This window comes from Rhodobacter capsulatus SB 1003 (genome assembly GCF_000021865.1).
GTDB classification, from domain to species: Bacteria; Pseudomonadota; Alphaproteobacteria; order Rhodobacterales; family Rhodobacteraceae; genus Rhodobacter; species Rhodobacter capsulatus_B.
On sequence record NC_014035.1, the window covers coordinates 88,366 to 102,806 of the forward strand.

The window sequence follows — 14,441 nt, forward strand, 5'->3', positions numbered from 1 at the left end:
GCCGCCGCGACAGGTCCGCGGGGCGTTCTGCGTCACCCCGCCAGCCGCGCATAAAGCCCGCCCCGCGCCAGCAGCGCCGCATGCGATCCGATCTCCTGCACGCGGCCGTCTTCCATCACCACGATGCGATCCGCCGCCCGGATCGTGCCCAGCCGATGCGCGATCACCAGCGTCGTGCGGCCCCGCGACAGCGCCTCGAGCGCGGCCTGAATCTCGCGTTCGGTCTCGCTGTCAAGCGCCGAGGTCGCCTCGTCCAGGATCAGGATCGGCGGATTCCGCAGGAAGGCCCGGGCGATGGCGACGCGCTGTTTCTGCCCGCCCGAGAGCATCACGCCGCGTTCGCCCACCAGCGTCTCCAGCCCCTCGGGCAGCGCCGCGATCAGCGCGGAAAGCTGCGCCTTTTCGGCGGCGGCCCGAATCTCGGCCTCGGTGGCGTCCAGCCGCCCATAGGCGATGTTTTCGCGCAAGCTGGTGCCGAACAGGAACACGTCCTGACTGACGATGCCGATCTGGTTGCGCAAGCTTTCAAGCGTCATCGCATGAAGCGGCAGGCCGTCGATGCGGATGGTGCCGCTGTCGGGGTCGTAAAACCGCGGCAGCAGCGCCAGAAGCGTGGTTTTTCCCGCGCCCGAGGGGCCGACAAAGGCCACCGTCTCGCCCGCGGCGATGCTCAGCGACACGTCTTGCAGCACCGGGCGGGCAGCGTCATAGCCGAAGCGCACGCGGTCGAAGGTGATGGCCCCGCGCAGGGCTGTCACCGGGCGGGCATCGGGGGCGTCGGCGATCTCTGTTTCGGTTTCCAGAAGTTCCAGATAGCGGCGAAACCCCGCGATGCCCTTCGGATAGGTCTCGATCACCGCGGCGATCTTTTCCAGCGGGCGGAAGAACACCCCCACCAGCAAAAGAAATCCGACGAAGCCGCCGGTGCTCAGGCTGCCCGCCAGCACGAAGCCCGCGCCCGCCACCATCACCACCACCTGCACGAAGCGCAGCCCCATGTAATGGATCGCGCTCGAGACCGCCATCAGCCGGTAGGCCTGCAGTTTCGTGGCGCGATAGGCGCGGTTGTCGCGGTCGAACAGCCGTTCCTCGTGGCGCTCGTTGGCAAAGGCCTGCACCAGACGGATGCCGCCCACGGCTTCCTCCAGCCGGACGTTGAACTGCCCGACGCGGCCATAGATCTCTTGCCAGGTCCGGGTCATCCGCCCGCCATAGACCGCGACCAGCCAGACCGTCAGCGGCACGATCGCGGCGGTGATCAGCGCCAGCACGGGATGCAGCGCCGCCATCAGCGCAAAGGCGCCGACAAAGGTCATGATCGCGATGAACAGATCCTCGGGGCCGTGATGGGCCAGCTCGCCGATATCCTCCAGATCGCGGGTGACGCGGGCGACCAGCTTGCCGGTGCGGGCGCGGTCATACCAGCGCCACGACAGCCGCGTCAGATGCGCAAAGGCCTGGCGGCGCATCTCGGTCTCGATCTCGATGCCCAGCATGTGGCCCCAGTAGATCACGATCCCCATCAGCACGGTGTTGAGCGCATAGACCGCCAGCAGCGCAGCGGCGGCGGCGATCGTCAGCGACCAGTCCCCCAGCGGCAAAAGCCGGTCGATGAAAAAGGTGATCGCCAGCGGAAAGGCCAGTTCCAGCAGCCCCGAGGCGACGGCAGAGCCGAAATCGAGCCAGAACAGGCGCCGGTGCGGGCGGTAATGGGCGATGAACTTGCGCAGCATCTTTTGTCTTTCGCTCAGGCAGGCAGGGCGACGGGATGGCCGCCCAGCGTCGTCACGGTCATCGGCAGGCCATAGACCCGGGCCAGCGCCTCGGGGGTCAGCAGATCGCCGAGGGGGCCGTTCAGCACCAGCCGCCCGCCCTCCAGCGCCACCACCCGGTCGCAAAACCGCGCCGCCATGTTCACGTCATGCAGCACGATCACCGCCGAAAGCCCGCTGTCGCGGCACATCGCCTGCACAAGGCCCAGCACCTCGACCTGATGCGCCACATCCAAGGCCGAAATCGGCTCGTCCAGCAGCAGCGTCCGCGCGCCCTGCGCCAGCATCATCGCGATCCAGCCGCGCTGCCGCTCGCCCCCGGAAAGCGTGTCGACCAGCCGCTCTTCCAGCCCGGTCAGGCCGCAGCGGCGGATCGCCCCGGCGACGGCGGCGTGATCCTCGGGGCGAAAGCGGCCAAGCGCGCCGCGCCAGGGATACCGCCCCAGCGCCACCAGCTCGGCCAGCCGCATCCCCTCGGCCGGGGGGGTGACCTGCGGCAGACAGGCCAGCGCCCGGGCCAGATCGCGGCGCGGCCATTGCGAAAGCGGCCGCCCCAGATGCGTGATCTGCCCCGCCGTGGGCCGGACCTGCCCCGAGATCAGCTTCAGCAGCGTCGATTTCCCCGATCCGTTGCGCCCGATCAGCGCGGTGACGCAGCCCGGGTGCAGCGTCAGATCAAGCCCGTCGATCAGCCGCCGCCCGGGCACGTCGAAGCACAGGTCCCGCAGGGTGAAAAGCGTCATGCGCGCCCCTTTCGCAGCAGAAGGACGAAAAGCCAGGGCCCGCCGATCAGCGTTGCGCAAAGGCCCAGCGGCAGGTCATAGGGGCTGGCCAGGGTGCGGGCGGCAAAGGCGGCAAGCAGCATCAGAAGCGCGCCGATCAGCCAGCTTGCGGTGACAAAGGGCACCGGCCGCACCAGGCCAAGGCTGCGCGCCAGATGCGGCGCCATCAGGCCCACGAAGCTGACCGGCCCGACAAGGATCGTCGCCGCGCCGGTGGCCAGCCCCGCCAGCAGGATCAGCCCCGGCCGCAGCGGCGTCAGGGGCAGGCCAAGCGCGCGGCAGAGGGCCGGGCCAAGCGGCAGGATCTCGAGCCAGCGGGCGGCCAGCAGCAGCGCCGCCAGCAGCGCCGCGGCCGCCGCGGCCAGGGCCAGCGCCGCCGCGGGCGTCACCGCCGCGGCACTGCCCGCCAGCCAGCCCAGGATCGCCCAGGCGCGCGGATCGCCGGTGGCGATGATCGCCGCCAGCACGGCCGAGGCAAAGGCGCCGATCGCGAGGCCCGCCAGCAAAAGCCGGGCCGGGGCGATGTCGCGGCCAAAGGCGAGGGCAGAGAGGCCCGCCAGCGTGACGGCACCGCCAAGCCCGGCGCCAAGGGCGAGCGCCCCCGGACCCGGCGCGGTCTGCAGGAACAGCGTCGCCGCATAGCCAAGCGCGGCGCCGCCGGTGACGCCCAGCACCTCGGGCGCGGCCATCGGATTGGCGGTCAACCGCTGCAGGATCGCCCCCGCCCCGGCCAGAAGCGCGCCCGCCGAAGCCGCCGCCAGAAGCGCCGTTGCCCGCAGCGGCAGGAAGCTGGCGCAAAGCCCGGGCGCGATCACGCCCCAGCCCGCCGGGCCGCGGCCGAGGACCAGCGTCAGCGCCGCCGCCGCCAGCAGCAGCCCGGCGAGCAGCGCCAGCCCCCGCGCGGGATGGCGGGCACGACGGGGCGGAGCCGCCCCGGTCTCGAGGGGGGGCGGCACATGGGTCGGCATCCGCGGCAGAAGCCACAGCAGAAGCGGCCCGCCGATCAGGCCGGTCAGCGCGCCGGTGGGCAGGTCGGGACCGCCAAGCGCCGCGACGGCCAGCAGCAGGCTGTCGGCCAGCGACAGCAGGACCGCCCCCGCCAGCGGGGCCAGAAGCAGCCGGTGCCGCAGCGTTCTGGCGCCAAGGCCGCGGGCGATGGCGGGGGCGGCCAGGCCGACGAAGCCGATCAGGCCAAGCTCGGCCGAGACCAGCGCCGACAGCCCGACCGCCAGCGCCAGCGTGATCAGGCGCAGCGGCGCCGCCGCAAGGCCCAGCCCCCGGGCGCCCGCCGCCCCAAGCGACAGCACCAGAAGCGGACGGGCCAGAGCTGCGGCGCCGAGGATCGCGACCGCCAGCGCCAGCGCCAGATGCGCGGCGGGGGTCCAGTCGTCCTGGGTCAGCGCGCCGCCGTTCCAGATCAGCAGCGACAGCAGGTAATGCCCCTGCGCCAGCGTCAGCGCGGTGGCCAGCGCACTGGCGGTCAGCCCGACCAGCATCCCGGCCAGGGTGGTGGCGAGCGGGGCAAAGCCGCGCCCTGCCGCCAGCGCCATCCCCAGCGCCGTCGCGGCCCCTGCCCCGGCCAGCGCCACCGGCAGATTGCCGCCCGCCAGAAGCTGCGGCGCCAGAACCGTGGCGGCGACGATCGCCAGCTGCGCCCCCGCGGCGGTGCCGAGCACGGTCGGATCGGCCAGCGGATTGCGCAGCACCGCCTGCATCAGCGCCCCCGACAGGCCCAGAGCCGCCCCGGCGAGCAGCGCGACGACCGCGCGCGGCATCAGCCCCTGGGTCAGCAGGATCTGCGGCAGCGCCATCTGACCGATCTGCCAGGGCAGCGCGGGCCAATCGGCGACAGGCAAGGCCATCCGGGCGGCCAGCAGCCACAGCCCCACGGACAGAAGCGCCGCCACAGGCAGGGCAAGCCGTCTCATGCGGCCTCCAGCGCTTTGGTCAGGGCGCGGGCAAAGCGCAGCGCCGAAGGCAGGCCGCCGAAACCGTTGATCGCGCCCAGAGCGCTGACCCGGCCCGCGCGCCGGGCGGGCAGCGCGTTCCAAAGCTCCGAGCGGGCAAGGCCGCGGGCGGTCTGAACCGGGATCTCGCCGGTGAGGACGATCCGCGCGGTCGGAAAATCGGCCAGCCGTTCCAGCGGCACCGGCGCGGCAAAGGCGAAGCGGCTTTCGCCGTCCCAGGCATTGGTCAGCCCGAGCGCCGTCAGCGCGCCGTGAAACAGGCTGTCGGTGCCGAACAGGCGGACATGCCGGGCGTCGCCGATCTCGACCAGAAGACAGGGCGCGGCGGCGGTTTGCGGGATGCGCCGGGCAAGGGCGGCAAATTCGGCGCGGCTGCGGGAGAGCACGGCGCTGGCGGCCGCGGGGGTGCCAAGCCGCGTTGCCAGATCCTGTGTCGCGGCGATCAGCCGGGGCAGCGGCGGCACCCCCGGCACGAAGAGCGGGCGCGAAAACACCGGCGCGATGCCGGCCAGCCGCGCCTCGGCGAAGCTGTAATAGCTTGAGGACAGGATCAGATCGGGCGCCGCAAGGGCCAGCGTTTCCAGGCTGGGCCCGCCGCGCAGGCCAAGGTCGATGGTGTCGGCCGAAAGCGGCATCGGTGCGGTGCGGCGAAAGGCGGCCAGCTCGGCCAGCGCCTGCGGCGGATGGCCAAGCGCGGCGGCGGTTTCCGCCATCGCCCAGTCGATCGCCGCCAGCCGCAGCGGCCGGACCGCCGCTGCCCCCTCCCCTGCCCCGGCCCGTCCCGCCACCACGGCCGAGGCCGCGGCAACCAGGACGGCGCGGCGGGTCACCCCGCCCCCTCGCCCGCTGACATGTGGCCCGCTTACCATGTGACGCCAAGGCTGGCCGAGACGGTGCGCTCGTCGCCCGGATAGCTGGCGAAGGACCCGACCCCGGCCACATAGGCCTTGTCGGTCAGGTTCGAGACGTTGATCCGCCCGGTCACGCCGTTCTGCCAGGTATAGGAGGCGCCAAGGTCGAGCAGCGTCACCGCCCCCAGCCGCGCGGTGTTGGCGTCATCGGCGTAGCGGCTGCCGATATGGCGCAGGCCCCCGCCCAGCGTCAGCCCCTGCATCTTGCCCGCGAAGTCATGCGACAGCCACAGGCTGGCCGCATGTTCGGGCACGTTCTTCAGCGCGGTTCCGGCCTGTTCGCCCGCCAGCACCTTGCTGTCGGTCCGGGTATAGGCGGCCTTGAGGGTCCAGCCCTGCGCCAGCTCTGCCACGCCTTCCAGCTCCAGCCCGCGGATCCGGGCCTCGCCGATCTGCCGCAGTCCGGTCCGCGCGCCCTCGGTCACGGTGGTGTTGCGGTCGGTCTCGCGCAGATCGAAGAGCGCGGCGCTGAACAGGCCCTCGAAGGCGGCGGGCTCGTATTTCACCCCAAGCTCCCATTGCTTGCCGCGGGTGGGATCCAGCGCCCGGCCGTCGATATCGGCGCCCGGCTGCGGCAGATAGGAGGTGGCATAGGACAGGTAGCTGGCCAGGCCATTGTCGGCGACATAGCCCAGCGAGACCTGCCCGGTCGTCGCCGCATCCTTGCGGGTCAGATCGGTGCTGCCGTAATTGGTGACATTCTGCCCGTCCTGATCGGACCATTCCCGGCGCAGACCCAGCGTCGCGCGGAATTTGCCGAAGCTCATCTCATCGACGCCATAAAGGCCGAGCTGCGTCACCTCGATGTCCTTTTGCGCGGTATACCACGGCGCCCCGAAGCTGCCGCCATAGGCCGGGGCGGTGATGTCGATCGCGGCAAGGCTGGAAAAGCCGGTCGTGGCGCTTTCGCGCAGCCGCATCGCATCAAGGCCGAAGGTCAGCTTGTGGCTGACGCCTCCGGTCGCGGCCTCGCCGCTCAGCCGCAGATCGGTGCCGAGGCTCTCGAAGCTTTCGCGCTGCGCGATCACGCCGCGCGTCGCGGTGCTGGCGGTGCCGCCCGAGACATAGACGCTGTCGTAATCCCAGTCGTGACGGGTATAGCGCAGCGTGTTGTTCAGCTTCCAGCCATTGCCGAAATCATGCGTCAGGCCAAAGGACAGCGTGCGCATCTGCCGGTCGCTTTGATTGATCGCGGGATCGCCGAAATCGAAGCTGCGCAGCCGGTCCCAATCGACCACCCCCAGCATCGCCGCGGGCACGCCGGTCGGTGATTGCGGCGCGTCGTCATGCATCGAGGCCATGATTTCAAGCTCGGTCGTGTCGGTCAGCAGATAGCTGGCCGAGAGCGCCAGATAGTCGCGGCGGTTGTCGATCTGTTTCACCGCGGTGTTGGTGTCGCTTGATTTCGCGGTCAGACGATAGGCGAAGCGGTCGTTCACCACCCGGTTCGCATCGCCGAAAACCTGCCACGAACCTTGGCTGTCGAAACCGAACCCCAGTTCGGTGGTGTCGCCCGAGGCCTGCGCGCGCTTCTGGATCATGTTGATCACGCCCGCGGGCGTGCCCGCGCCATAAAGCACCGAGGCCGGGCCTTTCAGCACCTCGACCCGTTCCAGGCCGTAAAGCTCGAAACTGGGCGCGCTGGTCGGATATTGCGTCGAGCGCATCAGCCGCAACCCGTCCAGAAGCTTGTCGTTTTCCAGGTTGAAGCCGCGCAGGTAAAGGCTGTCAAAGCGCGGATCGGCGCCGAAATTCTCGGTCACGACACCGGCGGTATAGCCCACCGCCTCGGCGAGGCTGGTGGCGCCCTGCGCCGCGATCTGCGCGCGCGGGATCACCGAGACGGCGGCCGGGGTTTCCAGGATCGGCGTTCCGGTCTTGGTCGAGGCGCTGGTTTTCGCCACCGATCCGGCCAGCGGCGCGGTCGGGTTGGCGCCGCCCTGCACCGAAATCGTGCCAAGGAAGGTTTCGCGGCTGTCGTCCTCCTCGGCCAGCGCAGCGCCGGCCGCAAGGGCCGCCAAGCTGGCCCCGAGAAGAAGACGGGAAGAAAGGGTCTTGCGCATGGGCATTTCCTGAGAGGGCGGATGAATTCCCGAGCGTTTAACACGGGTATTTTCGGTCTGTCTTGAACAGGGCTGCGGGGATTTGTTCAAAACCCGGGATTTGTGCCGCGCCGCCAGACCGAGGGCGGCAGGCCATGCGCGGCGCGAAACAGCCGGGACAGATGCGCCTGATCGGCAAAGCCGGTGGCATGGGCGATTTCGGCCAGCGACAGCGCCGGATCGGCCATCATCGCCCGGGCCGCTTCCAGCCGCAGCCGCGATTGCCAGCGCTGCGGCGTTTCGCCGAACTGCTGCTTGAACCGATGCGCAAACCAGCTTTCCGACAGGCCCGCCACCTCGGCCAGTTCCGCCACCGTCACCTGTCGCGACAGATGCGCCCGCAGATGGCCCTCGACCGCCGCGCGCTGCCGCGGCGTCAGACCGCCCCCGGGCGGCGGTGCGGCCCCCTGCCCCGGCCCCTGCACCGGCTTGTCCCCCGGCCCCTGCCCCGGTTCGGTCCGGTCGAAAATCTCGCCCAGAAGCGCCGAGAGCAGGCCATCGAGCACCATCTCGCCGCGGCGCGGCACCCGCACCTCTTCGGCGGCCATCTGCGCCAGCGCCCGCAGCCGGGGATTGTCGCCGATCATCTGCGGCTGCGCCAGATCGGGGCGCACCGCGGCCCGTCCCAGCCGCTGCGCCAGCGCGGCGCCCTGCAGGTGGAAATCGATATGCGCCAGATCCTGCCCGCGCTCCAGCCTGCTCCAGAGCGGCACGCCGGGGGGCATGTAAAACGCCTGCATGCCGCGCAGCTCCGGCCCGGCTTCGGCCGCGCGCAGGGTCATCGCGGTCTCGGTCAGGAAAACGACGATGCGCGGATCGGGGGCAAGGTAAAAGCCGCCGCCGCCGGTTTCGCCGCGCACCGACCAGACATCGGCGATGGCGCCTTCCAGACGGCGAAAGGCCAGCGGCGCCAGCGTGCGCAGCGCCTGTGTCCGCGTCTGCATCCGCGGGGTGAACGTCTGTCTGAGCTGACCCAAATCGACCCTGTCCGTGAGGAGCCTCGGCAAAGGGCGTATCTGACAGAAACAATCAACTTTGGCAATGCGCTTGCGCAGCGCCCGGTCCTGGTCGCAATCCCGGCGCCCGAAGCGATTCGATCCGCTCGGGTTTGCGAGGGATGGTGGCTTGAGGGGCCACCGCCACCAGATCTCGCGTCGGGTGGCGCGCAGGGGCGAAAAGCAATTTTAATCAGGGACTTGTCTGATCTGAGGGCGCAAGCGGACCGGCCTTGTCAGGGCGATGGCCCCCGACTTTGCAAAAAACTGTTGTCTGGGGGAAAGTTGCGTGCAATGTCTGATCTTGTCGCAAAAAGGCGCAAACAACGCGTTTTCGCGACGAAACCAAGACGGCCCACCAAGAGGCCAAGAGGGCAGAATGAGCATATCGTCAAAACCGGCCGTCTCTGGCTCTGTTGCAGCCTCCATCGCCGCGAATGCCGTCAGGCTGTCGGAGGCGCTGGACAATCATATGCGCAACAGCTTTCAGCCGGAAAGCCGGAAAACGCTGCGGAAATTCCAGCCTGCCGAAGTTTCGGAACTGACGGGAATCAGCATGTCGAACCTGCGAACCCGGCATCAGGACGGCGATTTCCCCGAGGTGGAGACCGATTCGCGCGGGCGGCGGCTGTATTCCGCGGCCGAGATCGACCAGATCCGCCACATCATGGCAAAGACCGGCCGCAATGGCGACGCCTATCTGCCCGGTCGCCGCGGCACCGATGCGCTGCAGGTGATCTCGATCGTGAATTTCAAGGGCGGGTCCAGCAAGACCACCTCGGCGATCCATCTTGCACAGCGCTATGCGCTGCGCGGCTATCGCGTTCTGGCGATCGACATGGACCCGCAGGCCAGCCTGACGACGATGTTCGGCTATCGGCCCGAGATCGAATTCGCCGAGGGCGGCACGATCTATGACGCGCTGAAATACGAAGAGCCGGTGCCGATCAGCCAGGTCATCCGCAAGACCTATTTCCACAATCTGGATCTGGCCCCGGCCGGGCTGATGCTGTCGGAATACGAGACCGAAACCGCCTATGCGCTGCAGCACAAGATCGACCCGCCCTTTACCCAGCGGCTGGCGATCGCGCTGGACGAGGTGGAGGCAAACTACGATCTGGTGATCATCGACTGCCCGCCGCAGCTTGGCTTTACCACGATGACGGCGCTTCTGGCCTCCACCGGGCTTTTGATCACCGTCGTGCCCAGCATGCTGGATGTGGCCTCGATGGCGCAATTCCTTGAAATGGCGGGCGAAACCGTGCGTGCGCTGGAAGAGGCGGCCGGGCCGATCCACTGGAATTTCCTGAAATTCCTGATCGCGCGCTATGAGCCGACCGACGTGCCGCAATCGCAGATGGCGGGTTTTTTGCGCTCGATCCTGCTCGATCAGGTGCTGACGACGCCGATGCTGAAATCGACGGCGATTTCCGATGCGGGCATGACGCAGCAGACGATCTATGAAATCGAGCCGTCGCAGGTGCTGAAAAAGACCCTCGACCGAATTTTGGAAAGCGTGAACGGCGTCGCCAATGAATTCGAAACGGTGATCCAGAACGCCTGGGGGCGGGAGACTGACTGATGGCACGTCGCAACCTGTTCCAGCCCCCTGCCCCGCCCGCCGAAAAGCCTGCCGAAAAACCCGCGCCGGAAAGCAAGTCCCGCTTTCCGAACACCGGCGCGATGAGCGGGGTGAAATCGACGCTGAAGGATCTGTCCAGCAATGCCGTGCGCGAGATCCCGCCCGAGCTGATCGAGGAAGGCGGCCCCAAGGACCGGCTGGCCTTCAGCGATGCCGATGTCGCGCAGCTGGCCGAAAGCATCCGGCTGCACGGGCAGCAGGTGCCGGTGATGGTGCGGCCGATCGCCGACCGGCCGGGCAGCTACCGCATCGTTTACGGGCGCCGCCGGCTGCGGGCGCTGCGCCTGCTGGGTCTGCCCGCGAAGGCGCTTGTGCGGGCGCTGTCCGACGACGAGGCGATTCTGGCGCAGGGGCAGGAAAACGCGCAAAGGCTGGATCCGAGCTTCATCGAGAAATCGCTGTTTGCGGCGGAACTGGCGGCAAGCGGCTACGAGACGGCGGTGATCCTCGACGCGCTGGCGATCGACAAGCCGATGCTGTCGCGGATGCAGAAGGTCGCGCGCAGCATTCCCGAGGCGGTGGCGCGGCGGATCGGTCCGGCGCATGGCATCGGTCGACGGCGCTGGGAAGAGCTGGCCGATCTGGTCAACGCCCATGGCCTTGATCTGGAGGCGCTGGCGGAAACGGTGCTGGCGCCGGGTGCCGACAGCTCGGACGGGCGGTTTGCGCAGCTGGCGACGGCGGCCGCGGCGGCCCTGCGCCGGGCAGAGCCGGAAACGGCGCCCGCCGCCCCTGCCCTGCCGGTGGTGGCGGACGACGGGATCCGGCTGGCGCAGATCAGCGAAACGGCGCGGGCGGTGACGGTAAAACTGTCGAAGACCGAGGCCCCGGAATTCGCCCGCTGGTGGCGCGAACATGCAGAGGCCGAATTGCGGCGTCTTTACACGGAATGGCGGTCAGGCCCCCGGGCCGACTGACGGAAACGGACCCCCGCAGCAGAAAGGAGCACGAAAGCAACCCGAAAAGAAAGAGCCCCCCAAGGTCATCCCCGGAGAGCCCCCATCTGTTCTTTGCACCTTCAGATGTATCAGCTTCTCCGCCGCAGTCAACAGCAACCGATTCGGTTGTCGGGTTCTTTTTGCCTTGCGCAAGGGATGATGGCCAAAGGGCTCTTGCAGCCCGGTTTGCCGTGAAAAACGCATGGCTTTCATTCAAGCGACCGCAGCCTTCGGCTTGCGGGCCCGGGATCTGTTGTCCGCGGACAATGCCCCGGCGGCCCGGGCCCTTCCGGAACGTCACCTTCTTGTTGAAACCCTGCGGCAGGCGGCGCCGCTGCTGGGGCTGAAGCCGACCGTGCTGGCCACGCTCGAGGCGATGCTGTCCTGCCTGGCGCCGAAGCGGAACCATCACATGGTTTTCGCCTCGAATCTGACGCTCAGCTCTCGCCGCAACGGGGTTTCGGACCGCACCTTGCGGCGTCATGCGGCGGTGCTGCAAGAGGCCGGTCTGTTGCAGCGCAAGGACAGTGCGAATGGCAAGCGCTTCACCCGCTACGATCCCGACGCGAGGCAGGCGCTGCACTTCGGCTTTGATCTCAGCCCCCTCTTCGACAGGCTTGCAGAGATCACCGCGCTGGCGCTGCGGGCGCGGCAGATGTCGGAGCAGATCGCCTATCTGAAATCGAAGATCCGGGCGCAGCTTCGGGTGCTGCTGCAGGCAGACCCGACTGATGCGCGGGGCCTTGAACTGCTGCGCCGTCTGCGCGGCAAGCTGACGGTCGAGGCCCTGTCGGACCTGTCCCAGGCGCTGCCGCAGGCGGTGCATGAAGCGGCGGAGGACCGCCCCGAACCCCCTGCCCCGACACAGGCCCCGACACAGGCATTGTCCGCCAGCGACGGCCAAAATGTCCGCCACCATCAGAAGTCAAAAAAAGAAATTACTGAAGAAGAAACGACGGCGCGGGAAAACACCGGCGCGGAAGAGGCGCTGACCCTTGCGGAACTGGTGACGGCCTGCCCGGAGGCAGCGTCTTTTTCGCTGCGACGCATCGAAAGCTTTGCCGATGTGGTCTCTCATGCGCAGAGGCTGGCGCCGATGATCGGCATCGATCAGGCCACCTATGGTCAGGCCGTGCGCAGCATCGGCGCCGTGCCAAGCGCGCTGACCGTCTGGGCGATGGTCCAGTGCCACACGCAGATCAGAAACATCGGCGCCTATTTCCGGGCGATCACCAGCGGCGCCAGGCGGCAGGATTTCGACGCGGTCAGACTTGTCAGACGGCTTGGGCGCAGGGTCGCGGCGTGAAATTGTCCGCGGACAACGGATCGGCGGGAAGGGCAGGGGGCCGCCCGGCCGGATCACCTGGCGAAAAGCCGCGGGGCTTTGGAAACTTAACAGCTTGTTCAACTATCGCGCGCATTCTGACCCCCTGCATCGAGGAGTGGCAGATGAGGAAATACCCCGCCTTTCCGCGCGATCTGGCCGCCGCCGCCGAGGCGGATCCGCTTTCCTTTGCGGTGGCCGGTCGCGACCGGGAAACGCTTGCGATGGTGCGCCGCGCGATCGACCGGGGCGATGTGCTGCTGGCCTTCCAGCCGATCATGCAAACCGCCCGGCCGGAGTTTCCGGCGTTTTACGAAGGCCTCATCCGGGTGCTGGACGATACCGGCCGGGTGATTCCCTCGCATGATTTCTTCGCCGCCGCCGAAACCACCGACCTGGGCCGCAGGCTTGACTGTCTGGCGCTGGATCTGGGTTTGCAGACGCTGGCCGAAAACCCGAAGCTGCGGCTCTCGGTGAACATGTCGGCGCGTTCGATCGGCTGGCCGGAATGGACCCGCATCCTGACCCGCGGCCTTGCCCGCGACCCGACCGCGGGCGAGCGGCTGATTCTGGAAATCACCGAAGCCTCGGCCATGACGATGCCCGAACTGGTCTCGGTCTTCATGCATGAAATGCACATGAAGGGGATCTGCTTCGCGATCGACGATTTCGGCGCGGGCTATACCTCGCTGCGCTACCTGAGAGAGTTCTATTTCGACATCCTGAAGATTTCCGGCCAGTTCATTTCCGGCATCGCGGACAATCCCGACAGTCAGGTTCTCACCCGGGCGCTGATGTCGATCGCAGGGCATTTCGAGATGTTCACGGTGGCCGAAGGGGTGGAAACCGCCGAAGATGCCGCCTGGCTGGCAGGGCAGGGGGTCGATTGCATGCAGGGCTATTACTTCGGCGCCCCCACCCTGACCCCGCCCTGGAGCCTGGCCGCGGCCCGGCAGGCAGAGCGCTGAGCGGCCCGGATCGGGCCCCTAGCCGCGGCCTCTTTGCGCCAGGAACGCGCAGACCAGAAGCTGGCTCATGTGATAAAGCATCGCGGGCAGGACGATTGCGCCGACCTGATCGGCAGGAAACAGCGCTGCGGCAATCGGCAGGCCGGTGGCAATGCTTTTGGTGGCGCCGCAATAGAACAGCGCCGCGCGGTCGGCCGTCGGCAACCGGCAGGCCCGCCCGGCCATGACCATCGCCGCCATGCCAAGCGCCAGGAACAGCGCGATCACCCCGGCCAGCAGGATCAGCCGCAGCGCCGGGATCGCCTGCCACAGCCCCGCGATCGTGCCCGCGCTGAAGGCCGCATAGACGATCAGCAGGATCGAGCCGCGGTCCACCGCCATCGTCAGGCGCTTGTGCCGGGCCACCAGGCCGCCGATCCGCGGCCGCAGGATCTGCCCCAGCGCGAAGGGCAAAAGGATCTGCGTTCCGATGCCCGCCACCGCCCCGAGGCTGGTTCCGCCCCCGGCGCGATGCATCAGCAGCGTGACCAGAAGCGGCGTCAGCGCCACGCCGATCAGGTTCGACACCGAGGCCGCGCAGATCGCCCCCGGAACATTGCCCCCCGCCAGCGCGGTGAAGGCGATCGAGGATTGCACGGTCGAAGGCAGCACCGACAGGAACAGCAGCCCCAGTGTCACATCCGGCCCCAGCACCGGGGCGAAGACCGCGGCAAAGCCGATCCCGAGCAGCGGAAACAGCAGATAGGTTGCGCCAAAGGTCAGCCCCTGCAGCCGCCAGTTCAGCAGCTCCGCCCGCACCGTGCGCGGGTCCAGTTTCGCGCCGTACAGAAAGAACAGCAGCCACACCGCCCCCCAGGTGACCTGTTTCAGCCCCGCCGCCAGCGCGCCCCCGGCGGGCAGGAAAACCCCTGCCAGCACCATCGCCAGCAAAAGAAGCATGTAGGTGTCGATGCCGAAGCGTTTGAGCGGGTTCATCTTTCGTCCTTTCACGCAAGAGCCGGGCCCCTCCTTGCGGCGGGCCCGGCGGGGGAGGGGGCAGG

Annotated in this window: 11 protein-coding genes; 4 read left to right on the forward strand and 7 right to left on the reverse strand. The window is 68.4% G+C overall.

All coding sequences use genetic code 11. The annotated features are described in order from the left end of the window. Nucleotides 1–32: 32 nt before the first annotated feature. The 6 genes from RCAP_RS18000 to RCAP_RS18025 form a co-directional block, all read right to left on the reverse strand. Entirely contained in the window at nucleotides 33–1,733 is a 1,701-nt protein-coding gene (locus RCAP_RS18000) for an ABC transporter ATP-binding protein (protein ID WP_013069332.1), read from the reverse strand. Nucleotides 1,734–1,747: 14 nt separating this feature from the next. Further along, a complete protein-coding gene (locus tag RCAP_RS18005; protein ID WP_013069333.1) occupies nucleotides 1,748–2,515 on the reverse strand; it encodes an ABC transporter ATP-binding protein in 768 nt (255 codons plus the stop codon). Then, a complete protein-coding gene (gene fhuB, locus RCAP_RS18010; protein ID WP_013069334.1) occupies nucleotides 2,512–4,482 on the reverse strand; it encodes a Fe(3+)-hydroxamate ABC transporter permease FhuB in 1,971 nt (656 codons plus the stop codon). Before fhuB ends, RCAP_RS18005 begins: the two co-directional genes overlap by 4 nt. Next, complete coding sequence (locus tag RCAP_RS18015; RefSeq protein ID WP_013069335.1) at nucleotides 4,479–5,351, reverse strand: ABC transporter substrate-binding protein; 873 nt, start codon at nucleotides 5,349–5,351, stop codon at nucleotides 4,479–4,481. Before RCAP_RS18015 ends, fhuB begins: the two co-directional genes overlap by 4 nt. 32 nt (nucleotides 5,352–5,383) lie before the next feature. Next, nucleotides 5,384–7,495: a TonB-dependent siderophore receptor gene (locus RCAP_RS18020; RefSeq protein WP_013069336.1), complete on the reverse strand. Its 2,112-nt coding sequence runs from the start codon at nucleotides 7,493–7,495 to the stop codon at nucleotides 5,384–5,386. Nucleotides 7,496–7,581: 86 nt separating this feature from the next. Continuing rightward, nucleotides 7,582–8,478 (reverse strand): helix-turn-helix domain-containing protein, encoded by an 897-nt coding sequence (locus RCAP_RS18025; protein ID WP_031327522.1) that lies wholly within the window; start codon nucleotides 8,476–8,478, stop codon nucleotides 7,582–7,584. A gap of 430 nt (nucleotides 8,479–8,908) precedes the next feature. Between RCAP_RS18025 and repA the strand changes: the two genes are divergently transcribed. From repA to RCAP_RS18045, 4 genes are all read left to right on the forward strand, one after another. Then, nucleotides 8,909–10,111 (forward strand): plasmid partitioning protein RepA, encoded by a 1,203-nt coding sequence (gene repA / locus RCAP_RS18030; protein ID WP_013069338.1) that lies wholly within the window; start codon nucleotides 8,909–8,911, stop codon nucleotides 10,109–10,111. Beyond that, nucleotides 10,111–11,088: a plasmid partitioning protein RepB gene (repB, locus tag RCAP_RS18035; RefSeq protein WP_013069339.1), complete on the forward strand. Its 978-nt coding sequence runs from the start codon at nucleotides 10,111–10,113 to the stop codon at nucleotides 11,086–11,088. Before repA ends, repB begins: the two co-directional genes overlap by 1 nt. A gap of 223 nt (nucleotides 11,089–11,311) precedes the next feature. Then, nucleotides 11,312–12,415 carry a plasmid replication protein RepC gene (gene repC / locus RCAP_RS18040; RefSeq protein WP_013069340.1) on the forward strand — a complete coding sequence of 368 codons (1,104 nt, stop codon included), beginning with the start codon at nucleotides 11,312–11,314 and terminating at the stop codon, nucleotides 12,413–12,415. Nucleotides 12,416–12,558: 143 nt separating this feature from the next. Next, nucleotides 12,559–13,401 (forward strand): EAL domain-containing protein, encoded by an 843-nt coding sequence (locus tag RCAP_RS18045; protein ID WP_013069341.1) that lies wholly within the window; start codon nucleotides 12,559–12,561, stop codon nucleotides 13,399–13,401. Between the two features lie 18 nt (nucleotides 13,402–13,419). Here RCAP_RS18045 and RCAP_RS18050 read toward each other — a convergent pair whose 3' ends face one another. Further along, nucleotides 13,420–14,376, reverse strand: a complete 957-nt coding sequence (locus RCAP_RS18050; protein ID WP_013069342.1) for a bile acid:sodium symporter family protein — start codon at nucleotides 14,374–14,376, stop codon at nucleotides 13,420–13,422. Nucleotides 14,377–14,441: the final 65 nt, after the last annotated feature.